The 26,419-nt window shown below is 73.4% G+C and carries 24 protein-coding genes and 1 tRNA gene; 5 read left to right on the top strand and 20 right to left on the bottom strand.

Translation table 11 applies throughout. From position 1 onward, the window contains the following. Window positions 1-15: 15 nt before the first annotated feature. From ACI8AP_RS18255 to ACI8AP_RS18200, 12 genes are all read right to left on the bottom strand, one after another. The gene (locus ACI8AP_RS18255; protein ID WP_456590783.1) at window positions 16-1,263 is read right to left on the bottom strand and encodes an ABC transporter substrate-binding protein; all 1,248 of its coding nucleotides are present in this window, start codon (window positions 1,261-1,263) and stop codon (window positions 16-18) included. A gap of 273 nt (window positions 1,264-1,536) precedes the next feature. Continuing rightward, the gene (locus tag ACI8AP_RS18250; RefSeq protein WP_456590782.1) at window positions 1,537-2,805 is read right to left on the bottom strand and encodes an ROK family transcriptional regulator; all 1,269 of its coding nucleotides are present in this window, start codon (window positions 2,803-2,805) and stop codon (window positions 1,537-1,539) included. A 110-nt stretch (window positions 2,806-2,915) separates the two neighbouring features. Beyond that, complete coding sequence (locus ACI8AP_RS18245; RefSeq protein ID WP_456590781.1) at window positions 2,916-4,169, bottom strand: ROK family transcriptional regulator; 1,254 nt, start codon at window positions 4,167-4,169, stop codon at window positions 2,916-2,918. Between the two features lie 796 nt (window positions 4,170-4,965). Beyond that, the gene (locus ACI8AP_RS18240; RefSeq protein WP_456590780.1) at window positions 4,966-5,730 is read right to left on the bottom strand and encodes a group I intron-associated PD-(D/E)XK endonuclease; all 765 of its coding nucleotides are present in this window, start codon (window positions 5,728-5,730) and stop codon (window positions 4,966-4,968) included. A 520-nt stretch (window positions 5,731-6,250) separates the two neighbouring features. Continuing rightward, window positions 6,251-6,324, bottom strand: a tRNA-Pro gene (locus tag ACI8AP_RS18235). An 87-nt stretch (window positions 6,325-6,411) separates the two neighbouring features. Next, window positions 6,412-7,758: a ribosome biogenesis GTPase Der gene (gene der / locus ACI8AP_RS18230; RefSeq protein ID WP_456590779.1), complete on the bottom strand. Its 1,347-nt coding sequence runs from the start codon at window positions 7,756-7,758 to the stop codon at window positions 6,412-6,414. Continuing rightward, on the bottom strand, window positions 7,755-8,477 hold the full coding sequence (gene cmk / locus ACI8AP_RS18225; protein ID WP_456590778.1) for a (d)CMP kinase: 723 nt from the start codon (window positions 8,475-8,477) through the stop codon (window positions 7,755-7,757). Before cmk ends, der begins: the two co-directional genes overlap by 4 nt. Window positions 8,478-8,517: 40 nt before the next feature. Further along, a complete protein-coding gene (gene aroH, locus ACI8AP_RS18220; protein ID WP_456590777.1) occupies window positions 8,518-8,880 on the bottom strand; it encodes a chorismate mutase in 363 nt (120 codons plus the stop codon). Between the two features lie 131 nt (window positions 8,881-9,011). Beyond that, entirely contained in the window at window positions 9,012-10,088 is a 1,077-nt protein-coding gene (locus ACI8AP_RS18215; protein ID WP_456590776.1) for an ABC transporter ATP-binding protein, read from the bottom strand. Window positions 10,089-10,116: 28 nt separating this feature from the next. Next, window positions 10,117-11,088 (bottom strand): carbohydrate ABC transporter permease, encoded by a 972-nt coding sequence (locus tag ACI8AP_RS18210; RefSeq protein WP_456590775.1) that lies wholly within the window; start codon window positions 11,086-11,088, stop codon window positions 10,117-10,119. Next, window positions 11,085-11,963, bottom strand: a complete 879-nt coding sequence (locus ACI8AP_RS18205; RefSeq protein ID WP_456590774.1) for a carbohydrate ABC transporter permease — start codon at window positions 11,961-11,963, stop codon at window positions 11,085-11,087. Before ACI8AP_RS18205 ends, ACI8AP_RS18210 begins: the two co-directional genes overlap by 4 nt. A 67-nt stretch (window positions 11,964-12,030) precedes the next feature. Then, complete coding sequence (locus ACI8AP_RS18200) at window positions 12,031-13,341, bottom strand: ABC transporter substrate-binding protein (RefSeq protein WP_456590773.1); 1,311 nt, start codon at window positions 13,339-13,341, stop codon at window positions 12,031-12,033. Between the two features lie 305 nt (window positions 13,342-13,646). On the opposite strand from ACI8AP_RS18200, the gene ACI8AP_RS18195 reads away from it, so the two are divergent. Both ACI8AP_RS18195 and ACI8AP_RS18190 read left to right on the top strand, forming a co-directional pair. Then, window positions 13,647-14,651 carry a LacI family DNA-binding transcriptional regulator gene (locus ACI8AP_RS18195; RefSeq protein ID WP_456590772.1) on the top strand — a complete coding sequence of 335 codons (1,005 nt, stop codon included), beginning with the start codon at window positions 13,647-13,649 and terminating at the stop codon, window positions 14,649-14,651. Between the two features lie 29 nt (window positions 14,652-14,680). Next, window positions 14,681-17,071 (top strand): beta-xylosidase/alpha-l-arabinosidase, encoded by a 2,391-nt coding sequence (locus ACI8AP_RS18190; RefSeq protein WP_456590771.1) that lies wholly within the window; start codon window positions 14,681-14,683, stop codon window positions 17,069-17,071. 45 nt (window positions 17,072-17,116) lie between these two features. Here ACI8AP_RS18190 and ACI8AP_RS18185 read toward each other — a convergent pair whose 3' ends face one another. Further along, window positions 17,117-18,010, bottom strand: coding sequence for a LysR family transcriptional regulator ArgP (locus tag ACI8AP_RS18185; RefSeq protein WP_456590770.1), 894 nt, complete (start codon window positions 18,008-18,010; stop codon window positions 17,117-17,119). Between the two features lie 73 nt (window positions 18,011-18,083). Between ACI8AP_RS18185 and ACI8AP_RS18180 the strand changes: the two genes are divergently transcribed. Then, on the top strand, window positions 18,084-18,701 hold the full coding sequence (locus ACI8AP_RS18180) for a LysE/ArgO family amino acid transporter (protein WP_456590769.1): 618 nt from the start codon (window positions 18,084-18,086) through the stop codon (window positions 18,699-18,701). Between the two features lie 15 nt (window positions 18,702-18,716). Here the strand turns inward: ACI8AP_RS18180 and ACI8AP_RS18175 are convergent, their stop codons facing one another. Next, window positions 18,717-19,562, bottom strand: coding sequence for a pseudouridine synthase (locus tag ACI8AP_RS18175; RefSeq protein WP_456590768.1), 846 nt, complete (start codon window positions 19,560-19,562; stop codon window positions 18,717-18,719). A gap of 124 nt (window positions 19,563-19,686) precedes the next feature. Between ACI8AP_RS18175 and ACI8AP_RS18170 the strand changes: the two genes are divergently transcribed. Next, on the top strand, window positions 19,687-20,088 hold the full coding sequence (locus ACI8AP_RS18170) for a hypothetical protein (RefSeq protein WP_456590767.1): 402 nt from the start codon (window positions 19,687-19,689) through the stop codon (window positions 20,086-20,088). A 32-nt stretch (window positions 20,089-20,120) separates the two neighbouring features. Here ACI8AP_RS18170 and scpB read toward each other — a convergent pair whose 3' ends face one another. The 6 genes from scpB to ald form a co-directional block, all read right to left on the bottom strand. Beyond that, entirely contained in the window at window positions 20,121-20,948 is an 828-nt protein-coding gene (gene scpB, locus ACI8AP_RS18165) for an SMC-Scp complex subunit ScpB (protein WP_456590766.1), read from the bottom strand. Beyond that, complete coding sequence (locus ACI8AP_RS18160; RefSeq protein WP_456590765.1) at window positions 20,945-21,787, bottom strand: segregation and condensation protein A; 843 nt, start codon at window positions 21,785-21,787, stop codon at window positions 20,945-20,947. Before ACI8AP_RS18160 ends, scpB begins: the two co-directional genes overlap by 4 nt. Window positions 21,788-21,863: 76 nt before the next feature. After that, window positions 21,864-22,382: a hypothetical protein gene (locus ACI8AP_RS18155; RefSeq protein WP_456590764.1), complete on the bottom strand. Its 519-nt coding sequence runs from the start codon at window positions 22,380-22,382 to the stop codon at window positions 21,864-21,866. After that, window positions 22,379-23,284 carry a ParA family protein gene (locus ACI8AP_RS18150; RefSeq protein ID WP_456590763.1) on the bottom strand — a complete coding sequence of 302 codons (906 nt, stop codon included), beginning with the start codon at window positions 23,282-23,284 and terminating at the stop codon, window positions 22,379-22,381. The genes ACI8AP_RS18155 and ACI8AP_RS18150 overlap by 4 nt, the downstream gene beginning before the upstream one ends. A gap of 209 nt (window positions 23,285-23,493) precedes the next feature. Further along, a complete protein-coding gene (locus ACI8AP_RS18145) occupies window positions 23,494-24,435 on the bottom strand; it encodes a site-specific tyrosine recombinase XerD (protein WP_456590793.1) in 942 nt (313 codons plus the stop codon). 8 nt (window positions 24,436-24,443) lie between these two features. Next, the gene (ald, locus tag ACI8AP_RS18140) at window positions 24,444-25,559 is read right to left on the bottom strand and encodes an alanine dehydrogenase (RefSeq protein WP_456590762.1); all 1,116 of its coding nucleotides are present in this window, start codon (window positions 25,557-25,559) and stop codon (window positions 24,444-24,446) included. A 231-nt stretch (window positions 25,560-25,790) separates the two neighbouring features. On the opposite strand from ald, the gene ACI8AP_RS18135 reads away from it, so the two are divergent. Further along, on the top strand, window positions 25,791-26,396 hold the full coding sequence (locus tag ACI8AP_RS18135; RefSeq protein ID WP_456590761.1) for a hypothetical protein: 606 nt from the start codon (window positions 25,791-25,793) through the stop codon (window positions 26,394-26,396). Window positions 26,397-26,419 lie beyond the last annotated feature (23 nt).

Below are 26,419 nucleotides of genomic sequence, written 5' to 3'. Positions count from 1 at the left end.
GCAGCTGGTGAGCTCTTACTGGTCGTAGGCCTGGTCCATGGCCTCGAGCACCGACTGGACGTCGCTCTGACCGGTCAGCAATCCCTGGGCTCCGGTGGCGAGGGCGTCGTAGACGCTGGGGTTCGGCCAGCCCTGGTTCGGCAGGGGCGCGTAGCTGCCCGACTCGAGCAGCTCCCGCACCGGCTCGTACGCCGGGTTGAGGTCCTCGCCGGGCCCGGTGATCGGGACACCGCCCTGGATCTCGGTGACGCGCTCGGCGTTCTCCGGGGCTGCCATCCACTCGAGGAAGTCCATGGCTGCCTGCTTCTCGGACTCGTCGGCTGCAGCGTTGACGCTCAGCACGTAGTTGGGGCTGGCGAGCAGGTACGGCTCACCGTCGGCCGGCGGGAAGGCCCGGGTGTCGAGCTCGAGGCCGGGCGTGGCAGTGGAGAGCTCGCTGGCGGCGGTACCGGGCAGGAAGGCGCTCAACGCCGTGCCCTGCGTGATGCCCTGGGTGATGGCGTCGAAGCCGGCACCGGGTGCGCCGGGCTGGAAGCAGCCGGCCTCGTTGAGGTCGACGACCGTCTGCAGCGTCTCCTGCCAGCCCTCGCTCTCGGCGAAGGAGGTCTCCCCGGCGGCCCGCTGGTCGTTCCAGTCAGGGCTCTCCGCGTACACGCGCGTCGCCGAGATGGCCATGGACATCAGGCCGGGGTTCGGCGGCACCGCCCCCGCGATCACCGCCATGGACCTGCCCTCGTCGGCCAGCGTCTGGCAGGCCTCCAGGTAGGCGTCGAAGTCCTCGGGGAACTCGACCCCCGCCTCCTCGGCGGCGCCGGCGTTCCAGGTCACGGCGACCGGGATGAGGCTGGTCGGCTGCGCGTAGATCTCTCCGTCGATCCCGAACTGGGACTCGCTCCCCTCCGGAACGAGCGCGGCGGATTCCTCGCCGAGCGGCTCCAGGTAGCCGGCCTCGGCCAACGGGATCACCGAACTCGACTGGCCTGAGCCGGGGGCGAACATCATGAGCGTCGGTGCGTTCCCACCCTGCAGCTGGGTCCGGATCGTCAGCCCGTAGCTGTCCGGCGGCAGCGGCTGGGTCTCGATCTCGACGCCCGTCTCCTCGGAGTACTCCTCGGCGAGGAGGAGCCACGGGTTCTCGGCGCCACCGCTGGCGTTCTCGAACGCGAACGTGAAGCTGTCGGCGGTACCGCCCGAGCCGGCTGCACCGCCGTCCTCATCGCCGCCGCCGCACGCCGCGAGGGTGAGGACGCTGAGCGTGGGCACGGCGACGAGGGCGCCGAGACGGCGAATCGGACCATGGCCTTGCTGGTTCATGTAGGAGCCTTTCGTGACGCGTCCGGCGGCAGCGCCGGCTCGACGACGGGAAGCCTCGATCGCGGCGCCCGACGGGGGCGGCTGCGCTGTCGGCGTGATGCCAACCACATGCTTCTGTCTATCGCCGGAGGAAGTCAACGGCCCGGGGACCTAAGAGTCCTGATGCGCTCCATCAGCGCTGTCTATGACGCAGGACACGTCCCGGCGCGCCCGGAGCCCCGGTCAGGCTCCGGCGCCGGCCAAGGCGGTTGCGAGCTCCGGATAGGCCGAGGGGCTGTGGAACGGCAGCCACAACGGCAGACGGTGCGGCGCGAAGATCGCATCGAGTGCCAGGTGGACGGCACCGGCCAGCCCGGCGTCCTTGCCCAGACTCGAGTGCTCGATGCGCAGGGTCCGGGTGGCGAGCGGGAGCGACCGGCGATACACCGACTCGCGGATGACCGCGAGGACGTGGTCCCCTGCCTGGACGACGCCGCCGCCCAGGACCACCATCGCGGGGTTGTAGAAGCTGACCAGAGTCGCGAGCGCGCTGCCGACCAGCCGCCCGGCCCTGGCCAGCATCGCCCGCGCCGCCGGGTCCCCCCGGTCCGCGGCCGCCGTGACGTCGGCGGCGCTGACCACCCCTGTTACCGCCAGGATCTCGGCCAGCACCGGGCTCCCGCCGGTCTCCGCCAGGCGCCGGCCGTCGCGTGCCAGTGCCGCACCACCGGCCGCTGCCTCCAGGCAGCCAAGGTTGCCGCACCGGCACACGACGTCCCCGGCCTCGGGTACCACCACGTGCCCGATGTCGCCGGCGCACCCGTTGACGCCGCGGTGCAGGCGGCCGCCCGACACGAGACCTGCACCGATTCCCGTGCCGATCTTCACGTACAGGAGGTCCCCCGCCGCCGCGGCCATCGGGTTGGTGCGCAGCTCTCCCAGTGCCAGCAGGTTCACGTCGTTGTCCACCCACACGGGCGCCGCGAACCGTGCGCCGAGCCGGTCCGGGATGGAGTAGCCGTCCCAGCCGGGCATGATCGGGGGCGCGACGGGCAGCCCCGTGCTGACGTCGACCGGACCGGGAACTCCTACCGCGACGCCCCAAAGCGGACGCGGGGCCGGCTGCGCGCGCAGCAGTTCCTCGACCACCTGCTCGACGCGGGACAGTACGAACTCCGGCCCGTCCGCGACGTCGATGCGCTCCTCGACCTTGCTCAGCACCGTGCCGGCGAGGTCGGCGAGGCCGACGACCATGCCGGTCGCCCCGATGTCGACGCCGGCGACGACGCCGGCCTCCGCGCGGAGGCGCAACCGCCTCGGTGCCCGACCCCCGGTCGACGCGGCCAGCCCGTCGGACACGACCAGACCGGTGTCCTGCAGCTCGGCGACGCGCTGCGCGACGACGCTGCGGCCCAGCCCCACCGCCCGCATCAGCTGCGGCTGGGTGATCCCGCCGCTGGCGCGGATGGCCTCGAGGACGGTGGCCAGGCCATCCATGCGTTCAGCGGGCATCGCGCCGCTCCGCGGCGGGCACGGGGCGAAGTGTCACGTTCCGAGACTAAAGGCTTTCACCGGAAACCGACAGAAGTGGCGCACCATCCCGGCGGAGGACCGTCGAGACGTCAGGCGGAGAGGCCGGCTTCACCGTCTGTCCCCGCCCGTGCGGCCAGCAGCGCGGGCAGGTGCTCCCGGGAGAAGACCTGGTCGAGGGCGAACTGCACCGCTCCGGTGACGCCTGCGATCTCCTCGTCCACGGCAGACAGGTCGACCCGCAGGTCGCGCGTCGCTGCGGGGAGCGCATGCCGGTAGATCGCCTCCCGGATCGCGGCGAGCACGTGGGCGCGGGCCCGTGCGATGCCGCCGCCCACCACGACCAGCTCGGGGTTGTAGGCGCTGACCAGGGTAGCGAGGACACGTCCGATGACCGTGGCCGCTCGGTTTAGCAGCGCCCGGGCCGCCGGATCCCCCTGCTCCGCGGCACGCGTGATGTCGAGCGGGCGGAGTACCCGGGTCTCGGTCAAGATCGCCGCCAGCGCCGGGCTCTGACCCGTCTCGGCGAGCAGCCGGGCGTCGCGGGAGAGCGCAGCCCCACCGACGACGGCCTCGAGGCAGCCGACGTTGCCGCACCGGCACAGCGCCTCCCCGGCCTCAGGAACGGGAACGTGCCCGATTGCGCCGGCCAGCCCTCGCGCGCCCCGGTACAGCCGGCCGTCGACCACCACGGCGGCGCCGATGCCGGTGCCTCCACCCAGGTAGAGCATGTGCGGCGACCGGGCCGCCACGGGATTGACCCGGCGCTCGCCGAGGGCGAGCAGGTTGACCCGGTCGTCCATCCACACCGGGGCCGACCAGGTCGACGTGAGCCGCCGGCGCACGGCAATGCCGTCCCAGGCCGGCATGGTGGGCAGCGCGACGGGCGTTCCGCCGTCGAAGGCCACCGGCTCCGGCATGCCCAGCGCCACGGACCAGACCTTCCCCTGCGCGCCCGCCTCGCCGATCACCGCCCCGGCGATCGCCTCAACGGTCGGAAGGACGGCCTCCCACCCGCGGGTGACGTCGATGTGCTCCTGAGCCGTGGCGCGGATGACCCCGGCGAGATCGGCGACCCCCACGACGAGTTCGTTGGACGCGATGTCGACGCCGAGGACGAACCCGGCCTCCGCGCGGAGCCGCAGCCGGCGCGGCGCACGCCCACCGGTGGACGGGCCGAGCCCGTCGGACGCGACCAGACCCGCAGCCTCCAACTCGGCCACCCGCTCGGCGACCACGCTGCGACCGAGCCCCACCTGCTCGACCAGCGCCGGCTGGGTCGTGCCGGCCGCGGCGCGGAGGGCGTCGAGCACCGCAGCCAGCCCGGTGAAGCGTTCACTCGGCATGGACAGACCTCACTCGACGATCATCCCGGCCGGCGCGCCCGGAGCAACTCCGCGATGGCCGTCCCGAAGCGAGGAGCGTCACCGAGCGCGGGCTGCTAGAGCGGGTGGTCCCAGTCGGGGTGCGTCGCGAAGCCGGCCACGACGCGCTGGTCCAGCCGGAGAGGTCCTCGGCCAAGCAGTCCATCTCCACACCCATCCGACCGGGATCGACGAGCAGCACGCCGCCGGTCCCCGCACGACCACCGTTGTCCTGTAGCAACTCGCTCCGGTGGATCAGCACGTCCTCCGAGACCTCCATCAGCACAGGGGCTCCTTCCGCTCGCGTGCGCGGCAACCGGGGTCGGCACGCGCACCGGCGCATCACCTTTCCAGCGTCCGACGGCGGTGGGGAGTCGGTAGCTGCACGGCACCGAAACCCAGGCCGATGCGGTCCAGGTGGAAGACGTCCTTCGCGAAGAGGCTTCTCACCGGCGGCTGCCGCACACCTCGCGGAAGCTAGTCGCATTTTCCAGCGGTAGGGCGGGGCATGAGTGCCACACGGTGGTGTCCATCCACCTCGGGGAAGCCGTCAGGGGCCGATTCGGACGCTTCGAAACCGCCTCTGACCTTCTCTGTTGTGCTGACATAATCTGAACCTCCTGCGACCCCTGGCCCCTGGGGCCTGCGGGGGGGCGTCAGTGGCCGCGCTTGACGGCACCTCCGTAGTCAACGCGTCACCCTGTCCGCCGACGTCCAAGCCGCGTTACTGAACCGATCGAAGGGGCGCCTCACTGCGACACGAGGAGGCTTCACCGCGTCACCGTCGGCCGACAAATGCGTGATCAAGCACGGGCAGCCGTATCCATCTGCGCCAGTCGGTATTGCGCATATAGCCCCGAAGATGAATGGCATGCAAACCACCGACCGCCGCGACTGGGATCAAATAGCACACGAGCGAACCGTCGATGATGAAGAAGTCGTCGATCTCGTCAGGGTCGTACGTTCTTCGTTCCCGGCGAGAGGTTGAGAGATAGACCTTCCAGGTGCCCCCGGCCCGCGCCGTAGTGGTCTTCACCTGGACACGGCGGATCCCCTCATCGGTGCGGACCAGCAGGTCGTAACGGCTGGCTTCGAGCGGCCAGGAGACTTCGTGACCGCACAGGGTGAACCAGGACGCAGCGAGGAGCGAGCCAGCGCGACCGAGATGGGCGATGTCCGGACGGATGCTGCGTTCCTCCGAAGTCGGCTGCCCCGTCAGGTGCTCGCAACTCGCCTTCAGCCGAGCCGCGTGCCCCTTCAACGCTGCGATACCGGAGACGTTGTCAACTTCCAAGTGTTCGGCCACCTCCGACCACGTGCTGGCGGCGTCTATAGCCGCGCGGAGTTCGCCTTCGGTCCACCGTCGCTGCCCCGTGAAGTGGCTGTAATCGGCGCCGAGACGATCGGCGTGCGAACGAACGGAGCGCATGGCTCCAGCAGATGTCGCGACCAGGCCAAGCTGCCGCAGCAATCCTCGCCAAGAGTTCGAGTTGGCGATCGCGTGACGAAGCTGTTCGTCGGAGTAGGACCGGTTGTGCGCCACGCCCGGACCATACGGTTGATCACTGACACTGCTGTTGCTGTACCGCGCCCGCCTCACCGATGCCTGGGCGAGGAACGTGTCGGTCCCGGGAACGCCCGGGAAGGCGGTGAAGGTCGTCCCCGACGATGGAGCGATCAGCTCACCAGCGGTCGATCACTGTCGATACAGGTCGCCAGACCCCCAGCGGCCCATGAGCAACGCCGGCCGCACCGCTCGCGCCTGGAGCGTCTCGGCTGTCACCCCGCCCGAGGTCACGCCGTGGCGGACGGCCGGCGGGGCGCACCCACCCCAATCCGCACCGACCGCGTCGACCAGCTACCGCCGCCGTAAGCGGAGCCACACGACTTGCCGGTCTACAGCCTCGGCGCCCCAAGCAGCGGACTGTCCGCGAGCCAACCATCGACTCGAGTCGGGACTACCAGCCCACCGGCCGCCCACCCGGCCCAGCCCCGCGGAAGCACTAGCCCGGACCCAAGAATCGTGGGTCCGGGCTATGCCGATGTCCGGAGACATCACACTGTCGGGCTGACAGGATTTGAACCTGCGACCCCCTGACCCCCAGTCAGGTGCGCTACCAAGCTGCGCTACAGCCCGCGTGCCGCCCGCCTCCCGGGAGGTCCCGGGCCGCGCGACGACCGCCCGAGAAGGTTACCGCACACCCCTCCGGCGACCTGACGGTGGTCAGCCGCGCTTGCCGTCCTTGTCCCGGCCCTCGCGCACCTTGACCGAGATCTCGATGGGCGTGCCGTGGAAGCCGAACTGCTCACGCAGCTTGCGCTCCAGGAACCGGCGGTAGCCGGCCTCCAGGAAGCCGGTGGAGAAGACGACGAACCGCGGGGGCCGGATGTCGGCCTGCGTGACGTACTTGATCTTGGGCGCCCGGCCGCCGCGCGCCGGCGGCGGGGTCTCCTGCACCAGCGCCCGCACGAAAGTGTTGAGCTCGGCCGTGGGCACCCGGGTCTCCCAGGAGGCCAGGGCGGCCCGCAGGTGGTCGGCGAGCTTGCTGACGCCGCGGCCGGTGGCTGCGGAGATGTTGACCCGCGTGGCCCACTTGACCCGGGCGAGCTCGCGCTCGATCTCGCGCTCCAGCTGGTAGTGCCGGTCCTCGTCGAGGGTGTCCCACTTGTTGATCGCGATGACCAGCGCCCGGCCGGCCTCGACGACCTGGCTGATCACCCGCTGGTCCTGCTCGCTGATCACCTCGTCGGCGGCGAGCAGCACGACGGCGACCTCGGCCGCCTGGATCGCCGCCTCGGTGCGGAGGCTGGCGTAGTACTCCATGCCGCTGGCGGTGTTGACCTTCCGGCGCAGCCCCGCGGTGTCGACGAACCGCCACTCCTCGCCACCGAGCGTGACGATCGAGTCGACCGGGTCGACCGTGGTCCCGGCGACGGAGTCGACGACCGAGCGCTCCTCCTTGGCCAGTCGGTTGATCAGGCTGGACTTGCCGACGTTGGGCCGGCCGACCAGCGCCACGCGGCGCGGCCCGCCCTCCTCGTCCTGCTCGCGCGGCGCCTCGGGCAGCGCGTCGAGGATCAGGTCGAGCAGGTCGCCGCTGGCCCGGCCGTGCAGCGCGCTGACCGCCTGCGGCTCCCCCACGCCCAGGCTCCACAGCTCGGCGGCGTTGGCCTCGCTGCGCTCGTCGTCGACCTTGTTCGCCACCAGGATCACCGGGCGGTCGCTGCGCCGGAGCACGCGGGCGGCCGCCAGGTCGGTCTCGGTGGCGCCCACCTGGCTGTCGACCACGAGGACGATGACGTCGGCGGTCCTCATGGCGTACTCGGCCTGCCGGGTGATCGAGGCCCCCAGGCCGGCGGCCTTCGGATCCCAGCCACCGGTGTCCACCACGGTGAACCGCTTGCCGTTCCACAGCGCCTCGTAGGCGATGCGGTCCCGGGTCACGCCCGGGGTGTCCTGCACGACGGCGGCGCGCCGGCCGAGGACCCGGTTGACCAGCGTCGACTTGCCCACGTTGGGCCGGCCGACGATGGCCACCACCGGGAGCGGCGCGCCCTGCTGCTCGGTCACGACCGCTGCCCCACGGCGACAGCGGACTCGGCCAGCGCCACGATGCGGTCGACGACCTGGGCCTGGGAGAGCTCGCTGCTGTCGACGACGACGGCGTCGGCCGCCGGGCGCAGCGGGCTGTCGGCCCGGCTGCTGTCGTACTCGTCGCGGCGGCGCAGGTCGGCGGCGAGCGCCGCGATCTCCGCCGGGTCGGTGACGCCCAGCTGCCCCGCGCGCCGCTGCGCGCGCACCTCGGGTGCGGCCGTCAGGTAGATCTTCAGCGTGGCGTCGGGCAGGACGACGGTGCCGATGTCGCGGCCCTCGACCACCACGGCGTCGGCCCCGGCCACCAGTGCCCGCTGCTGGTCGACCAGCTGCCGGCGGACGGCGGGCACGGCGGAGACCGCCGACACCGTCCGGGTCACCTCGGCGCCGCGGATGCGCGCGGCGACGTCGGCACCGCCGACCTCGACCCGCTCCGTCCCGGCTTCGGTGCCGACGACGATCCGCGCCTCGGCGACGGTGCGGGCCACGGCCTCGGCGTCGTCGGGATCGATCCCGGCGTCGAGCACGGCGACGGTGGCCGCGCGGTACATCGCGCCGGTGTCGAGGTAGGCAGCGCCCAGCCGGGCGGCGACGCCACGGGCGACGCTGGACTTGCCGGTCCCCGACGGGCCGTCGAGGGTCACCGACCCGCGGAAGGGGGTCTGGGGGGTGGTCATGTGCTCCTGCTCGGTCATGGGGCCTGCTCGTGCATGGGATCGCGGTCGCCGGGCCCGCTCACTGCGCGATGTCCCGCCGCAGCGCCACGGCGCCGCGCAGGTAGACGTGCTGGATCTCCGCCCGCGGCTTCGGCGTCTCGACGTGCGCCATGAGACGGAGCACGCGTGGCAGGGCGTGGGGCACGGCGATCTCGGTGGCGCACATGAGCGGCACGCCCCCCATGCCGAGCTCGCGGGCAGCCAGCGCCGGGAACTCCGAGACGAGGTCGGGGGTGGCGGTGAACAGGATGCTGATCACGTCTTCGTGCTCGAGCTCGTTGCGGTCGAGGACGGCGGCCACCAGCTCGCGGGTCGCCTCGAGCACCTGCTCCCGGTCGTCGGCCTCGACCTGGGTCGCGCCCCGGATGGCTCGGACGGCCATGCACTCTCCTCGCTCGCGTTCCCCCGCCTCCCGGGGACCCCACGAGTCTAGGGAGCGCCCGCCACCCCTTCTCCCCCGCGCGCGGCGGGCCCGGCCCGACGACCCGCGTCCGGGCCGCCGGGCCGGGGGTCTCAGCCGCCCAGCCGGGCGCCGGTGCTCCTGTCGAACAGGTGCACGTGGCCGGGGCGGGGGCGCACGTGCAGCAGCTCGCCCTTCCGCGGCGGGGTGCGCCCGTCGACGCGGGCGCAGAGCAGCTGCTCCTCGTCCCCGGCGGTCGTCCGGCCGTAGACGTAGGCGTCGGCGCCGAGCTCCTCGACGACGTCGACCTCGACCGCGAGCCCGGACCGGGCCACCTCCAGGTCCTCCGGCCGGACCCCCAGGGTCACCACCGCGTCCGATGTCCCGCCGAGCACCTCCCGGCCCACCGGGTGAACCTCGTCGCCGAAGGACACACCACCGTCGACCACCGGCAGCGTGAACAGGTTCATCGCGGGCGAGCCGATGAACCCGGCCACGAAGACGTTGGCCGGCCGGTCGTAGAGGTCGCGCGGCCGGCCCACCTGCATGAGCAGCCCGTCCTTGAGCACCGCCACCCGGTCGCCCATCGTCATCGCCTCGGTCTGGTCGTGGGTGACGTAGACGGTGGTGATGCCCAGCCGCCGCTGCAGAGCGGCGATCTGGGTGCGGGTCTGCACGCGCAGCTTCGCGTCGAGATTGGACAGCGGCTCGTCCATGAGGAACACCTGCGGCTGCCGGACGATCGCCCGCCCCATCGCCACCCGCTGCCGCTGCCCGCCCGACAGCGCCTTGGGCCGGCGGTCGAGGTACGGCTCCAGGTCCAGCAGCTTCGCCGCCTCCCGCACCCGTTCGGCGATCTCGGCCTTCCCCTGGCCCGCCATCTTGAGCGCGAAGCCCATGTTGTCCGCGACCGTCATGTGCGGGTACAGCGCGTAGTTCTGGAACACCATCGCGATGTCGCGGTCCTTGGGCGGCACGTCGGTGACGTCGCGGTCGCCGATGAGGATCCGGCCGTCGGTGACGTCCTCGAGACCGGCGAGCATCCGCAGCGACGTCGACTTGCCGCAGCCCGACGGGCCGACCAGGACCAGGAACTCGCCGTCCTCGATCTGCAGCTCCAGGCCGTCCACCGCGGGTCGTTCGGCGCCGCCGTAGACGCAGCTGGTGTGCTCGTAGGTGACCGAGGCCATGGGTTTCCTCTCGCGAGCGGCGGCCGGGCTACTTGCCCGCGCCGGCGGTCAGGCCGCTCAGCAGGTAGCGGCGGCCGACCAGGTACAGGACGAAGATGGGGACGACCGACAGCGTCACCGCTGCCAGGAGAGCGGGGACGTTGGTGCCGAACTGGCCCTGGTAGTCCCACAGGCCCAGGGTCAGCACCCGCGTGCTCACCGACTGGGTGAGGACGAGAGGGAAGAGGAAGCCGTTCCACGCGGTGAGCGAGGTGAACACGGCCACCGTGGTGATCGCCGGCTTGGCCAGCGGGAGGACGAGGTGGCGCAGCGCCTGGAACGGCCCGGCGCCGTCGAGGGTCTGCGCCTCGTACAGCTCCTTGGGGATGTCGCGCAGGCTGTTGGTCATCACCAGCAGGGCCACCGGCATCGCGAAGGCCGCCGTCGGCAGGATGACCGCGAGCAGGGTGTCGTACAGGCGCAGCTGGGTGATCATCAGGTACACGGGGATGATCGCGGCCTGCGCGGGGATCGCCAGCCCGACGAGCATGAGCGAGAAGCCCCGCTGCACCACGCGCCCGGCGTTGCGGGCCACGGCGTAGCCGGCCGGGAGCGTCAGCCCGACGACGATGGCGATGGTGGCCACCGTGACGACCACCGTGTTCAGCAGGTACGTCGGGAAGTCTCCGGAGAGGACGGTCTGGTAGTTCTCCAGCGTCGGGGCCGGTGGCAGGGCCAGCGGGTTGTCCGACAGGTAGTCCGACCGGGTCCGGAAGCTGGCGGCGACCAGGAAGTAGAGCGGGACGGCGACGAGCGCCAGCCAGACGGTCGCGAGCAGCCCGGCGAGGACGTTGGGGCGGCCGTGGGCCCGCCGCCGGTTCCGGATCCGCCGCCGCTGGCGCTCGGGCACCTCCGGCACCGGTGCGATCGGCGAGGGCGGCGCCTCCGCTGTCCGCACGCCCACCGCACCCGAGCGGCCGCCCGTCATGTCGTCGCCGCCCAGCGGCGCCCGGTCGCTCACATGCCCTCCTGCTGGCTCTGCATCTTGCGGAAGCCGGTCGCCGTGGTGACGGCGAGCGACAGGCCCGCGCCCAGGACCAGCAGCAGCACCGCGATGGCGCTGGCGTAGCCGAACTCGAACCCGCTGAACCCGGTGATGTACATGTGCAGCGGCAGGATGCGCGTCGCCGTCCCGGGCCCGCCGCCGGTGAGGATCAGGATGGTGTCGAACGTGGTCACCGAGCCGACGAGCATGAGGACCGTCGAGGTGACGACGGTGTACTTCAGCAGCGGCAGGGTGATGGTGAAGAACTGCCGGTAGCGACCCGCGCCGTCGAGGGTGGCGGCCTCGTAGAGGCTCTGCGGCACCTGGCGGGCGGCGGCTTGGTACAGCAGCGTGTGGAACGGGATGTACTGCCAGCTGATCACCCAGACCACGGTGTAGACGACGAGGTCGGTGTCGCCCAGGAAGTTGAACCGGTCCAGCAGCGGCAGCCCCTGGGTGACGCCGAAGTTCGGGTCCAGGACCGCGGCCCACAGCAGGGCGATCGCCGCCGTGGACAGCAGCAGCGGCAGGAAGAAGATCGAGCTCAGGACGGCCCGGTTGCGCTGGCGCCCGGCCGCCCAGACCCCGATCAGCATCGCGATCGGGGTCTGGACGACCCAGGTCAGCACCATGAACAGCAGCGTCAGCCGCAGCGAGGCCCACGCCCGGCCGTCCTCGACCAGGCGCGTCCAGTTCTGCGTCCCGGAGAGCTCGGGGAACCCGAAGCCGTTCCAGGACGTGAAGCTGAGGTAGACGACCAGGACCATGGGCAGCACGGCGAACGCCCCGAAGAACGTGACCGCCGGTGCGAGGTACCAGCCCGAGGGCCGGTCCTGCCGGGTGATCGCCATCCGTGGTGCCCCTGTCCTGGTGCGCTGTGCCGTGTCGTGCATGGTGCGGTGCCGGGCCGAGGCCGGGTCAGACGCCCGACATCGCGTCGACGAAGCCCTGCGGCGTCTGGTTGCCGAGGAAGAACTGCTCCAGCTGGGTCAGCATCTCGGTGGCCTCGTCGGCCGGCAGGTCCTGGTCCCAGGACAGCTGGAAGTTGTCCGCCTCGGCCGTCGCGTCGTAGATGAACGTCGCGTAGTCGCCGTTCTCGGTCTCCGCCAGCTGGTCGCGGATGCCCTGCACCGGCGGCACGTCACCGGCCTCGATGAGGTCGGTGATGTACTCGTCCGAGGTGAGCTCCGTCCGCAGGTACTCGCGGGCGGCCTCCTTGTGCTCCGAGGAGCTGGTCAGCGAGTAGAAGTTCGACACGTTGCCCACCAGGTTCGACGGGTCACCGGCACCGCCCTCGATCGCCGGGAAGGTGGCCCACCCCAGGTCACCGGCCTCGACGAACTCGGGGCTGTCGTTGAGCTGGTTGGTGTACTCCCACGAGCCCATGAGGTGGAAGCCGGCGTCGCCCTGGGCCAGGATCGTGGACGCGCCACCCACGTCGTAGCCGACCGAGGCGAAGTCCTCGCCGAAGGCGCCGCGGTCGATGAGCTCGCGCAGCATCGTGAGCGATTCGAGGACGGCCGGGTGCTCCCAGGCGCCCTCCTCGCCGTCCCGGATGGCCTGGAAGACCTCCGGGCCGCCGACGCGGTCGAGGATGTACTCGATCCACATGAGCTCGGTCCACGCCTGGGTTCCGGCCAGGGCGATGGGCGTGACGCCCGCGGCCTTGAGCGTGTCCACGGCGGCGAGCAGCTCGTCCCAGGTCTGGGGCACCTGGACACCGGCGGACTCGAGCACGGCGTTGTTGTAGAAGAGCATCACCGGCTGCATGCCGCGCATCGGCAGGCCGTAGTTCTTCCCGTCGAGCTCGGCACCGGCGAGCACGCTGGGCAGGAAGGCGTCCCGCAGCTCGGGGTCGTCGTCCAGCAGCCCGGTGAGGTCCTCGACCTGGCCGGCGTCGACGTACTCCTTCAGGTTGCCGCCGCCCCAGTTGAAGAAGAGGTCCGGGGCGTTGGGCGAGCCGAGGGCGACCCGCAGCCGCTGCTTGTAGGGGTCGTTGCCGAACGTGGCGAGCTCCAGCTCGCCGGCGTCGGAGTTCTCGTTGAAGCGTTCGATCGACGCTTCCTCGATCGGGTTGAGGGCCGCGTCCTCGAGGGCCCACACCTGGCCGGTGCCGCCCTCGCCACCCCCTCCACCGGGACCGGAGGAGCCGCAGGCCGCGACCAGCGTGCCTGCCAGGACCAGAGCGCCGGCCTGAGTGGCCACGCGGGTCAGACGCCGGAGGGACATCCCACCGCCACCTTCCTGTTTCGTCGTTGAAAACCGAAAGTTTCGAGCAGTTGCGAGAATGTAAGCCGCGTCACGAAGGGTGTCAACGGGGCCGTCACCGCGGCGTTATGAACCCTCGCCAGCAGCCCCGGTGGCGCCGCGGAGGACGACGGGCTAGCGTCCGAGCCACCCGCGCGGGCTACCGCCGCTCCGAAACTTTCGATACCATCGCCGCTCCTGTCACAGTGATGCGCACCACTGGGCGGGTACCGCCGGCGCAGGTCCGGCGGGTTCGGCCCCCGGCGCTCACCCTCAGGAGGACGGCAGTGGCGACACCTCAGCTCGGCCGGCCGACGCTGGCCAGCATCGCGGCCGCGGCGGGCGTCTCGCTGCCCACGGTCTCCAAGGTGGTGAACGGCCGCCAGGACGTCTCCCCCGCCACCCGGGCGCACGTCCTCGCCCTGCTCGAGGAGCACAACTACGTCCCCGTGGCCCGCAGGTCCGCGAGCCCGGCCCGCCCGCTGGTGGACGTCGTGTTCACCGCGCTGGACAGCCCCTGGGCGGTGGAGATCCTGCGCGGGATCACCGAGAGCGGGCTGGACGTGGTGGTGGGCACCCTCGCCCGCGACCCCGGCGCCGACTGGGTGCAGGCCCTGATCAACGGGGGGCGGCAGGGCGCGCTCGTCGTCACCTCCCGGCTCACCGCCGCCGACCAGCGGCGGCTGGGCGGCTCGCACCTGCCCGTCGTCGTCATCGACCCGGTCGACATGCCGGGCCAGGACGTGCCCAGCGTCGGCGCGACCAACTGGGCCGGCGGGCTGGCCGCCACCGAGCACCTGGTGGAGCTCGGCCACCGGCGGATCGCGGTGATCGGTGGGCCGGAGGCGTTCCTGTGCAGCCGCGCCCGCATCGACGGCTACCGGGCGGCGCTGGAGCGCGCCGGCATCGGCGTCGACCCGGACCTGGTGCGGCACGGCAACTTCCACCACGAGGGCGGCTACGAGCAGGCCCGTCTGCTGCTCGAGCTGCCCGACCCGCCGACGGCGATCTTCGCCGGCAGCGACGAGCAGGCCTTCGGCGTCCTGGAAGCCGCCCGCCAGGCCGGCCTCTCGGTGCCGGCCGACCTCTCGGTCGTCGGCTTCGACGACCTGCCCATGGCGCGCTGGTCCTCGCCCCCGCTGACGACCGTGCGCCAGCCGCTGGCCGACATGGGCCGGATGGCCGGCCGCATGCTGCACGACCTCATCACCGGGGGGCAGCTGGACACCCAGCGCATGGAGCTGGCCACCCACCTGGTCCCCCGCGCCTCCACCGCAGCGCGCCCGCGCTGACCACTCACCGCACCCCTGGAGCCACCTCCTTGACCCAGCCCCCGGCCGCCGACGTCCCGGAGCCCACCCCGCTCCCCGGCCCCCCGCCCGCCGACTGGACCGACCCCGGCCGCCCCCTGCCCGAGCGGGTCCGCGCCCTCATGGCGGTCATGACGCTGGAGGAGAAGGTCGCCCAGCTCTACGGCGTCTGGACGGCGATCGGCGACGGCGAGGACGTCGCACCCAACCAGCACGAGTTCAGCGAGCCGCTGCCGCCGTGGGAGGAGCTGACCAAGGCCGGCCTCGGCCAGCTCACGCGGATGTTCGGCACCGGCCCGGTCGAACCGCTCACCGCGGCGCGCGTGCTGGCCCAGACCCAGCGGGACCTGATCGCGAACTCCCGGCTCGGCATCCCGGCCGTGGCCCACGAGGAGTGCCTCGCCGGGTTCACCGCCTGGCAGGCCACGGTCTTCCCGGTGCCCCTGGCCTGGGGCGCCGCATTCGACCCCGACTCGGTGGCCCGGATGGCCGCCGCCATCGGGGCGCAGATGCGCTCGGTCGGCGTCCACCAGGGCCTCTCCCCCGTCCTCGACGTCAGCTTCGACCACCGCTGGGGACGCACCGAGGAGACCATCGGCGAGGACCCCTACCTGGTCGCCGTCCTGGGCAGCGCGTACACACGCGGCCTGGAGAGCACCGGCATCGTCGCGACGCTCAAGCACTTCGCCGGGTACTCGGCCTCGGGCGCCGGTCGCAACCACGCCCCCGTCCACCTGGGTCCCCGGGAGTTCGCCGACGTCGTGCTGCCGCCGTTCGAGACGGCCCTGCGCGAGGGTGGCGCCCGCTCGGTGATGCACTCCTACGCCGCCGTCGACGGCGTTCCACCGGCCGCCGACGAAGCGCTGCTCACCGGCCTGCTGCGCGACACGCTCGGCTTCGACGGCGTCGTCGTCGCCGACTACTTCGGCGTCTCCTTCCTGGAGGCGACCCAGGGCGTCGCCGGTTCCCCCGGCGAGGCGGCCGCGCTGGCCCTGGCCGCCGGCGTGGACGTCGAGCTGCCGACCGTGCGCTGCTACGGCGAGCCGCTGCTCGAGCTGGTGCGCACCGGTGCGGTGCCCGAGTCGCTGGTCGACCGGGCGGTCGAGCGGGTGCTGCGGCAGAAGGGCGAGCTCGGGCTGCTCGACGCCGGCTGGGACCCCGAGCCGGCGGTGCTCCGGGACGGCGGCACGCTGGACCTCGACCCGCCGGAGATGCGGGCGCTGGCGCGCACCATGGCCGAGCGCTCGGTGGTGCTGCTGGACAACACCGCCGGCGTGCTGCCGCTCCGGGCTCCGTCGTCGGTCGCCGTCGTCGGGCCCTGCGCCGACGAGGTGCTGTCGCTGATGGGGTGCTACGCCTTCCCCAACCACGTCGGGGTGCAGCACCCCGAGGTGCCGCTGGGCATCGAGCTGCCCACCCTGCTGGACGCGGTCCGAACCGAGTACCCCGAGGCCACGGTCACCACGGCGGCGGGCTGCCCGGTGCAGGAGCCCGACCGCAGCGGCATCGCCGAGGCCGTCGGCGTCGCCACCGCCGCCGACGTCTGCATCGCCGTCGTCGGCGACGTCTCCGGCCTGTTCGGCCGGGGCACCTCGGGTGAGGGCTGCGACGCCGAGGACCTGCGGCTCCCCGGCGCCCAGGCGGAGCTGCTCGACGCGCTGCTGTCGACCGGCACCCCGGTGGTCGTGGTGCTGCTGAGCGGGCGGCCCTACGCGCTGGGCGAGGTGGCCGGCCGGGCCGCCGCGGTCGTGCAGGCCTTCTTCCCCGGCGAGGAGGGGGCGGGTGCGGTCACCGGCGTGCTGAGCGGCCGGGTCAACCCGTCCGGCAAGCTGCCGGTCCAGGTGGCGCGGACGCCGGGCGGTTCGCCGGCCACGTACCTGAGCCCGGCGCTGGCGCGCAGCAGCGGCATCAGCTCCGCCGACCCCACCCCGCTCTTCCCGTTCGGTTTCGGCCTGTCGTACACCAGCTTCGCCCTGGGCGACCTGCGGCTGGACGACGTCGCCGTCGGCGACTCCCCGGCGGAGGTGGCCACCGACGGCTCGGTGCGCCTGTCGTGCACCGTCACCAACACCGGGGACCGGGACGGCGCCGAGGTGGTGCAGCTCTACCTCTCGGACCCGGTGGCGAGCGTGGTGCAGCCGGTGCGCCGCCTGGTCGGCTTCGCCCGCGTGGAGCTCGCGGCCGGCACGTCGGCGCGGGTGGTGTTCACGGTGCACACCGACCGGGCGTCGTTCACCGGGCGCGACCTGCGCCGCATCGTGGAGCCGGGCGAGCTGGTGCTCGCGGTGGGCACCTCCAGCGAGGACCTGCCGCTGTGCGCCCGGGTGCGGCTCACCGGTCCGGTGCGCGAGGTCGGGCCCGACCGGGTCCTCACCACGCCGGTGCAGGTCGGCACTCCCTGACGACGCCGGTCCCCGGCCCCGCGCGGTGCGGGAGCCGGGGGCCGGTCACGCCGGCTGCCGCAACCGTGCGCGGGCGGCCCCGATCAGTGCGCCGGCCGCCCGGTCCAGCGGTGCGGAGTGCAGCCGCCACTGCTGCCAGTGCAGGGCCACGTCGACGGCGCCCGCCAGGTCGAACGACCCGACCGCTCGCTCCCCTGCGGGCCGGGTGGCCGCCAGCTGGAGCTCCGGCAGCATGCCCCAGCCGAAGCCCAGGGTCACGGCGGTGAGGTAGTCCGCCGACGAGGGCACGTAGTGGACCGGCACGTCCGCCGTCGACGGCAGGTGGCGGCGCAGGTAGACGTGCTGGAGGTCGTCCCGGCGGTCGAACACGACCACCGGCGCCCGCGCCAGGGCCGCGGGGCGGGGGCCGTCGGGGAACCAGCGGTCGAGGAAGGCCGGCGCCGCGCACGGCAGGTACCGCATGGTTCCGAGCGGCGTCACCCGGCAGCCGGCCACCGGCTCGGCGTCGGAGGTGACCGCGGCCATCACCGTGCCGGCCCGCAGCAGCGTGCTGGTGTGCGTCTGGTCGGCGCTGTGCAGGTCGAGGCGCAGGTCAGCGGCGAGCGGGGCGAGCGCCGGCAGCGCCCAGGTGGCCAGCGAGTCGGCGTTCACCGCGAGCGGCACCACGGGCGGCCCGGACCCGGACGGGTCGAGCTGCCGGCCGGTGTCGGCGACGAGCAGGCCGACCTGGCGGGCGAGGCGCAGCACCGGCTCGCCGGCGGTCGTGACGGTCGCCGGCCGCCCGCGCCGCACCAGCACCCGGCCGGTGGCCTCCTCCAGCGCCCGCAGGCGCTGGGACACCGCGGACGGCGTGACGTGCAGCCGCCGTGCCGCCGCCTCCAGGGTGCCCTCGTCGACCACCGCCACCAGGGTGCGCAGCTGGGCCAGATCGATCTCCACGGACAGCAATGCTAATGCGGCTGAAGGATCTTTAGCTGGACTGCAGGCGATCGGCGCTCCTAGCGTGGCGTCCGTGACGACGGGACTGCTGGCCGCGCTGGCCGGGCTGGGGCTGGGCCTCTCGCTGATCGTCGCGATCGGGGCGCAGAACGCCTTCGTCCTCCGGCAGGGGCTGCGCGTCGAGCACGTCGGCGCGGTCGTCGTGCTCTGCGCGGTGTCCGACGCCGTGCTCATCCTCGCCGGGGTCGCCGGCAACTCGTGGCTCAGCGCCCGCCTCCCCGACGCGATCACCGTCATCCGGCTCGCCGGCGCCGCCTTCCTGCTGGGCTATGCCGCGCTCGCCGCCCGGCGTGCTGTGCGTCCGTCGTCGATCGCCGTCGAGACCGGGGGCCTCCGGACCGGTCTGGCGGCCACCGTGGCCACCTGCCTGGCGCTGACCTGGCTGAACCCGCACGTCTACCTGGACACGGTGCTGCTGCTGGGGTCGGTGGCCGACAGCCACGGTGGGCGGAGGTGGTGGTTCGCCGCGGGCGCCGCCGTCGGCAGCGTGCTCTGGTTCAGCGCCCTCGGGTACGGCGCCCGGCTGCTGCGGCCGCTGTTCGCGCGGCCGGCCGCCTGGCGGGTGCTCGACGCCGGCATCGCCGTCGTGATGGCGACCCTCGGCCTCGGTCTGCTGGCCACGGCGCTGTGAGCCGCCGCGGCGCGGTCAGAGCCCGACGAGCTCCTCGAGCGCACCGACCTCCGCGCGGGAGAGCTTCCGGATCGACCCGCTGCGCATCCGCTGGAGCTGGACCGGCCCGACGGCGGTGCGGGTCAGCCGCGAGACCGGAAGGCCGACGGCGGCGAGCAGCCGGCGGACGATGTGCTTGCGCCCCTCGTGCAGCACCACCTCGACCACGGACTGGCCCGCGTGGGTGTCGACGACCCGGAACGAGTCGACCGTGACCGGCCCGTCCTCCAGGTCGATCCCGGCGCGCAGCCGGCGGTGCAGGTCCCGCGGCACCGAGCCCGAGACCTGCGCCAGGTAGGTCTTGCGCACGCCGTACGACGGGTGCGCGAGCCGGTGGGCCAGCTCCCCGTCGTTGGTGACCAGCAGCAGGCCCTCGGTGTCCTGGTCGAGGCGGCCCACGTGCACCAGACCGGGAGCCAGGTCGCCCACCATGTCGCCGATCGTGGGGCGGGCGCGATCGTCGCTCATCGCGGTGATGACCCCGGCGGGCTTGTTGATCGCGTACGTGACGCGGTCGTCGCGGATCTCCAGGCGCGCGCCGTCCACGGCGATCTTGTCCTCGAGCGGGTCGACCCGCATGCCCTGCACGCGCACCTGCCGGCCGTTCACGCTGATCCGGCCGGCGTCGATCATCTCCTCGACCACCCGGCGCGACGCGACCCCGGCGCGGGCCAGCACCTTCTGCAGCCGCTCCCCCTGCCGCTCCCCCGGCTCCTCCGGCTCGGGGCGGTCACCGGGGTGCGCCGGGGCCAGCTCCATGTCCTCCGACCAGCCCTCGCCGGCCGCGGTCGTGCTCTCGTCGTTCGGGGTCGCGTCGCTCATCGCCGTCCAGTCTCCCACCCGCCCCCGGGCCGCCTCGCCGCGCTCCGCCCGGCGTGCGCCACCTCACCGTGACACCCCGATCGGGGTACTGGTGGCCGCGGGCCGCCCGACCCAGGATGCGCACATGAGCAGCACGCGCAAGGTCGGCCTGGTCGTGGCCGCGACGGCGACGGCGGGGTGGGCGCTGTTCGCGGTCGCCATCGCGACCGGGGACCCCGACGACGGGGCGAACATCGGCGCCGGCCTCGCGGGCCTGCTGGCCCTCGCCCTGTCGGGGATCGCGCTGGTCGTCCTCCTCGCGTCCCTGCGGGCACCGGGCGACGGATCGGGCAGCCGGCGCGATGCGCGGATCGGGGCGCCGCTGGCGGTGGTCTCCCTGCTGCTCCTCGCCGCGTTCTGGTTCGGCAGCGGCTCGGTGCCGTCCGTGGCGTCCGAGGACGCCCTGCGCATCGTGCTCGGCGCCGGGATCGTCACCTTCCTGGCCTCGGTCGCCTGCTTCGTGCCCCCGCGCCCTCCCCGGGCCTGACCGGGGTCCAGGCGCGGCACCGGTCGACCGGATCAGGCGTCGAGGTGCTCGTCGAGCACCGTGGCGGTCTCCGGCAGCAGCGGCGCGAGCTCGGGCAGCTCGGCCAGGCTCGCCAGCCCGAGCCGTTCCAGGAACAGCGGAGTCGTCGCGTACAGCCCCCCACCGCTGTCGGGATCGGTGCCCACCTCGTACACCAGCCCGCGCCCGATGAGGGTGCGCATCACGCCGTCGACACCGACGCCGCGGATCGCCGACACCCGGGCCCGGGTCACCGGCTGCCGGTAGGCGATCACGGCGAGGGTCTCCAGCGCGGCCTGGGTGAGCCGACTGCGCTGCCCCTCGCCGAGGTACCGCTCGACGACGGCGGCGTGCTCCTCGCGGGTGTAGAGCCGCCACCCCTCCCCCACCCGGCGCAGGCTGATGCCGGCCGAGCGGTCGTCGTAGGCCGCCGCCAGCTCCGTCAGCCCCTGGCGGACCTGCTCGACCGGGCAGCGCAGCGCCGCGGCCAGCGTCTCGTCGTCGACGGGGTCGTCGACGACGAACAGCAGTGCCTCCAGCCCGCCGCGCAGCTCGACCGGGTCCAGCAGCACCACCGCTTCCGGCTCCGGCTCCGGTTCGGGCGCGGGCGCGGGCGTTGCCGCGGGCGGGGACGCCGCCTCCTCGGCGGGCACCGCCGGCACCGGCAGCTCCTCCACCGGGCGCTCGGCGACGCGGGCGGCGAGCTCGGCCGCGACGGCGTCCCAGGCGGCCGGGTCGGCATCCCCGCGCTCGGCCGCCTGCTCGCGGGTGGCGGCCAGCTCGGCAGCGAGCGACTCCCAGGAGATGGGGGCGGGGTCTGGGTCGGTGCGGTCGTCGGTCACCGGTACTCCTCGTCGGCGTCGGGGGCCGGGGCGCCGGCCGGATCGGGCACGCCCTCGCCGGTCCAGCGCACGTGCAGCTCGCCCAGCGGCGTGAGCTGCTCGAACACCACCCGCTGCTGGCGGTACAGCTCGAGCAGTGCGAGGAAGCGGGCCACCACCTCCAGGGTGTGCCCGCAGTCGGCGGTGAGCGCCCGGAAGCTCGACGTCCCCGCGCGCACGAGCTGGTTGCGCACCAGCAGCAGCTGCTCGGAGACGCTGACCGGGGGCGCGTGCAGGTGCGCGACGCTGACCGTCTCGGGCACCTTGGGGGCGAGAGCCCGGGCGGCCAGCGCGGCGAACTGCGCCGGCGTGATGTCCAGCAGCACCTCGGGGACGAGCTCGGCGAACCGCGGCTCCAGCGCCGCCTCGCGCGGGTGGCGGCGGGCGGCGTCGGCCTCGCGCTCGCGCAGGAACGCGGCCGCCTGCTTGTAGGCCTTGTACTGCAGCAGCCGGGCGAACAGCAGGTCCCGCGCCTCCAGCAGCTCGAGGTCCTCCTCGTCGTCGACGTCGGCAGCAGGCAGCAGGCGGGCGGCCTTCAGGTCGAGCAGCGTGGAGGCGACGACGAGGAACTCGCTGGCCTGGTCCAGGTCCAGCTCGTCGCCGAGCGCGCGCAGGTGGGCGATGAACTCGTCGGTGACCCGCGACAGCGCGATCTCGGTGACGTCGAGCTTGTGCTTGCCGATCAGCTGCAGCAGCAGGTCGAACGGGCCCTCGAAGTTGGTCAGCCGGACCGTGAAGCGCGCCGGAGCGGCCCCGTCGGCCTGATCGGCCGGCGGAACCGCTCCGGTGCTGTCGCTCACGAGCACCCACCGTAGGCGGCCCTCCCGCAGGGGACCCGCCGCGAGCATGCGAGAGGCGGGAGTCAGGAGGGTCCTCTCACTTCTCTTTCAGCCGACGGACGAGGATCGCGTCGTCCCCGCGCTCGGCCAGGTCGGCCAGCAGCACCGACACCGCCTCGCGGACGATGCGGCCGCGGTCCGCGGCGAGGCCGTGGTGGGCGCGCAGCGTCAGCCGCGCGGACTCCAGGGCCAGCAGCTCGTCGGCGGAGATGTAGACGGTGATCTTCTCGTCGTGCTTGGTGCGCTCGGCCCGCCCGCGGGCGGGCCGCCCGCGGGTGGCGATCTTCGGCTGCAGCACCGGAGCCGGGGCCGGCTCGGCCGGCGCGGCGCGGAAGGCGGCCAGGTCGTCGCCGGGCTGCGCACCGCCCGGGACGAGGGTCAGCGCCGCGGCCGCCTCGGCGGGCGACTCCCCGACCCGGCGGGCGGCGCTGCGCAGCGCCGGGGAGCTGGCCGGGGTCGGCAGGCTGGGGAGTTCGGTGACCTCGGACGCCGTCGCTGCGGCGTCCGTCCGGCGGAACAGCTCCGACGCACCGGGCAGAACGGGCCGCCGAGTCACAGGGCCAGCACCTCCTTGGCGAGGTCGCGGTACGCCGCAGCGCCCGTCGACGTGGGTGCCCACGTGGTGATCGGCTGGCCGGCGACCGTGGTCTCCGGGAACCGCACCGTGCGCTGGATGACGGTCTGGAACACGGTGTCGCCGAACGCCTCGACGACCCGGCTGAACACCTCCCGGCAGTGCACGGTCCGGGAGTCGTACATGGTGGCGAGGATGCCGTTGATCTCCAGCGACGGGTTGAGCCGCTCCTTGACCTTGTCGATCGTGTCGACCAGCAGCGCCACCCCGCGCAGGGAGAAGAACTCGCACTCCAGCGGGATCACCACGCCCTGGGCGGCGGTGAGCGCGTTCACCGTCAGCAGGCCGAGCGAGGGCTGGCAGTCGATGAGGATGTAGTCGTACTCGTCGACCACGTCGGCGAGCACGCGCAGCAGGGTCTGCTCCCGCGCCACCTCGCTGACCAGCTGCACCTCCGCGGCGGAGAGGTCGATGTTGCTCGGCACCAGGTCCAGGCCCGGGATGTCCGTGGGCACCCGCACGTCCCGGAGGCTCGTGCGCCGCTCCATCAGCACGTTGTAGATGGTCCGGTCCAGGTTCTGCGCCGGCACGCCCAGCCCCACCGACAGCGCCCCCTGCGGGTCGAGGTCGATGAGCAGCACCTTGCGGCCGAACTCCACCAGCGCCGCACCCAGGTTGATGGTGGACGTCGTCTTGCCGACGCCACCCTTCTGGTTGCACATCGCGATGACGCGGGCGGGGCCGTGCTGGGTCAGCGGCTTGGGGTCCGGCAGGGGGCGCTGACGCGCCCTGGCCGGGTCCAGCCGCAGCGCGGCCGCCCCCATCTCGGGGTCGGTGTCGTGCGGGCGCGCGACGGCAGAGGCCGCGTCCGCTCGGATCGCCATGGGTAGTCGCCTCCAGCTCGAGCCCGTCCGGACGTTCCGGGTGCGGTCAGCCGTCCTGACCGCTCGGGTGAGGAAGACGCTAGGGAGCTGGAGAAAGGTTCCCAAGGCGGCACGCCGTCGACGTGTCGACATGGCGACGAATGCCAACGCATGTGACTGCTCAAGCCGAGCAGACTGTGGATTCTGCTGAATCCGAGCGTTCCCTGCTGTCAGGTGAGCGCACGGGGGTGGCTGGTCGCGTAGACCTCGCGCAGTCGGTCGACGGTCACCAGCGTGTAGACCTGCGTGGTCGTCACCGAGGCGTGGCCCAGCAGCTCCTGGACCACGCGGACGTCGGCGCCGCCGTCGAGCAGGTGGGTCGCGAAGCAGTGCCGCAGCGTGTGCGGTGAGATCTCGCCCTCCAGGCCCGCCCGCTCGGCGGCCGTCCGCAGGATCGACCAGGCGCTCTGCCGGGACAGCGGGCCGCCGCGCACGTTGAGGAACAGCGCGCCGCCGCGCACTCCGGCCCGGCCGTTCGCGGCGAGCGCCGGGCGGGCCCGCACCAGGTACTCCTCCACGGCCCGCAGGGCGTAGCTGCCGACCGGTACCACGCGCTCCTTGCCGCCCTTGCCGGCCAGCCGGACGGCGCTCTGCCCACGGTCGAGGTCGTCCACCGCCAGACCGACGGCCTCGGAGATGCGGGCGCCGGTGCCGTAGAGCAGTTCCAGCAGCGCGCGGTCGCGCAACCCGCGCGGCCCCTCCAGGGCTCCGGCCGCCTCGATCAGCGCGACCACCGACTCCACGGGCACCGCCTTGGGCAGCCGACGGGCCGGCGTGGGCGGGCGCACCTCGTGGGCGACGTCGTCGGGCACCAGCCCGTCGAGGAGCGCGAACCTGTGCAGTCCGCGCACGGCCACGACCGCGCGGGCGGCGGAGGTCGCCGACAGGGGCGGGTGGTCGTCGTCGCCCCGGCGCAGTGCGGTCAGGAAGCCGGCGACGTCGGACTCGGCGACCTCCCGCAGGCCGCGCACGCCCACCGCCGCCAGGTACTCGCTGTAGCGGCGCAGATCGCGGCGGTAGGAGGCGATGGTGTTGGCCGCCAGCCCCCGTTCCACGGTCAGGTGGTCCAGGTAGCCGGTGACGACGCGTTCGACGTCCGGTCCCGCGGACAGCGTGCTGGTCAGGGGAGCACCTCCTGGAGCGGGACGGCGGCCATGCCGTGGGCCTCGGCCACCTCGGGCAGCACCACGCTGCCACCGACCACGTTCACCCCGTGGGCCAGGGCCGGGTCGCGCCGGACCGCGGCGGACGTCCCCTCGGCCGCGAGCGCCATGACGTAGGGCAGCGTCACGTTGGTCAGCGCGTGCGTGGAGGTGTTCGGCACCGCCCCCGGCATGTTCGCCACGCAGTAGAAGATCGACTCGTGCACGCGGAAGGTCGGGTCGTCGTGCGTGGTCGGCCGGGTGGCCTCGAAGCAGCCCCCCTGGTCGACGGCGATGTCCACCAGCACCGACCCGGACCTCATCCGCGCCACCAGGTCGTTGCTCACCAGGGTGGGGGCCTTCGCGCCGGGGACCAGCACCGCGCCGATCACCAGGTCGGCGTCGAGCACGGCGCGCTCCAGCTCGTAGGCGTTGGAGGCGACGGTCTGCAGGTGCCCCTGGTAGATCCGGTCGGCGGCGCGCAGCTTGTCGATGTCGCGGTCGAGGACGACGACCTCGGCCTGCATGCCGAGGGCGATCGCCGCCGCGTTCATCCCCGAGACGCCGGCACCGATCACCACGACCTTGGCGGCGTAGACCCCGGACACACCGCCGAGCAGCACCCCGCGGCCGCCGTGCGCCCGCTCGAGGCAGTGGGCCCCCACCTGGGGCGCCATCCGCCCGGCGACCTCCGACATGGGGGCCAGAAGGGGCAGGGTGCCGTCGGCCTTCTGCACGGTCTCGTAGGCGATCGCCGTGGTCCCGGAGGCGACGAGCGCCTCGGTGCACTCCCGGGAAGCGGCGAGGTGGAGGTAGGTGAAGAGCGTCTGCCCGGCCCGCAGCCGGCCGTACTCCTCGGCGACCGGCTCCTTCACCTTGAGCAGCAGCTCGGCGTCGGCCCAGACGTCGTCGGCGGAGGCCACCAGCCGTGCGCCCGCGGCGGTGAAGTCCTCGTCCGGGATGGACGACCCCTCCCCCGCTCCCCGCTCGACCAGCACCGTGTGCCCGGCCCGCGTCAGCTCGGTGACACCGGCCGGGGTGAGCGCCACCCGGTACTCCCGGTTCTTGACCTCTCGGGGAACTCCGACCCGCATCGCTGGCTCTCCTGGTCCCGGCGGGGCGCTCCCCGAGGGTGACGGGGCACCCCACCGCATCGTGGGCCGCCCGGTCGGGGCGGGCCTCGCCGCGGAGTGTAGGCATGCCGACCGGCTCGGTACCGGGGCGGAAGCCGATTCGTGACCGCGCGCGGCCGGGCGGCCGGGCTGCCGCGAACACCCGGCCGGCCGACGATGACGGGGCCACCCGCCCTCCCGGAGGACCGCCCCATGCGCTTCTACGCCCAGTACCCCGCCCTGCGGGCACGTCAGCTGGCCGCCGACCTCGGCTTCCTGGCGTGGTCGGTGGTCTGGGTGCTCGTGGCACGGGCCGCGCACGGCGCCGTCCTGGTGCTGGCCGAGCCGGGACGGGCGGTCGAGGACCTCGGCCGGTCGGTCGCCGGCTCCATGGGCTCGGCCGCGGCGGCGGCCGAGGACGTGCCCGTGGTGGGCGACGAGCTGGCCGCGCCGTTCGGCGCGCTCGCCGGCGCCGGGGGCTCGGTGCTGGGGGCCGGGCAGTCGGCGCAGGACGCCGTCGGCACGCTGGCGACGATCCTCGCCGTCGTCCTCGTGCTGCTCCCCGTGGGCTGGCTGCTGCTGCGCTGGCTGCCCTGGCGGCTGCGGTACGCCCGCGAGGCGGGTGCGACCCGCACCCTGCTGGCGGGCACACCGGATCTCCACGTCCTCGCCGCCCGGGCCCTGGCGAACGCGCCGCTCCCCCGGCTCGCCGCGCTGCCTGCCGGCACGGGTGCGGCCTGGCACGCCGGGGACCCTGCCGCGGTGCGCGCCCTGGCCGCCGTGGAGCTCGCTCGGCTCGGCCTCCGGCTGCCGGGCTGACCGGCGCGACCCGGCACCGGCCG

Source organism: Blastococcus sp. SYSU DS1021, assembly GCF_054050995.1.
The sequence above is the reverse complement of the archived record's forward strand: the minus strand, read 5'-3'. Positions and strand labels throughout refer to the sequence as shown.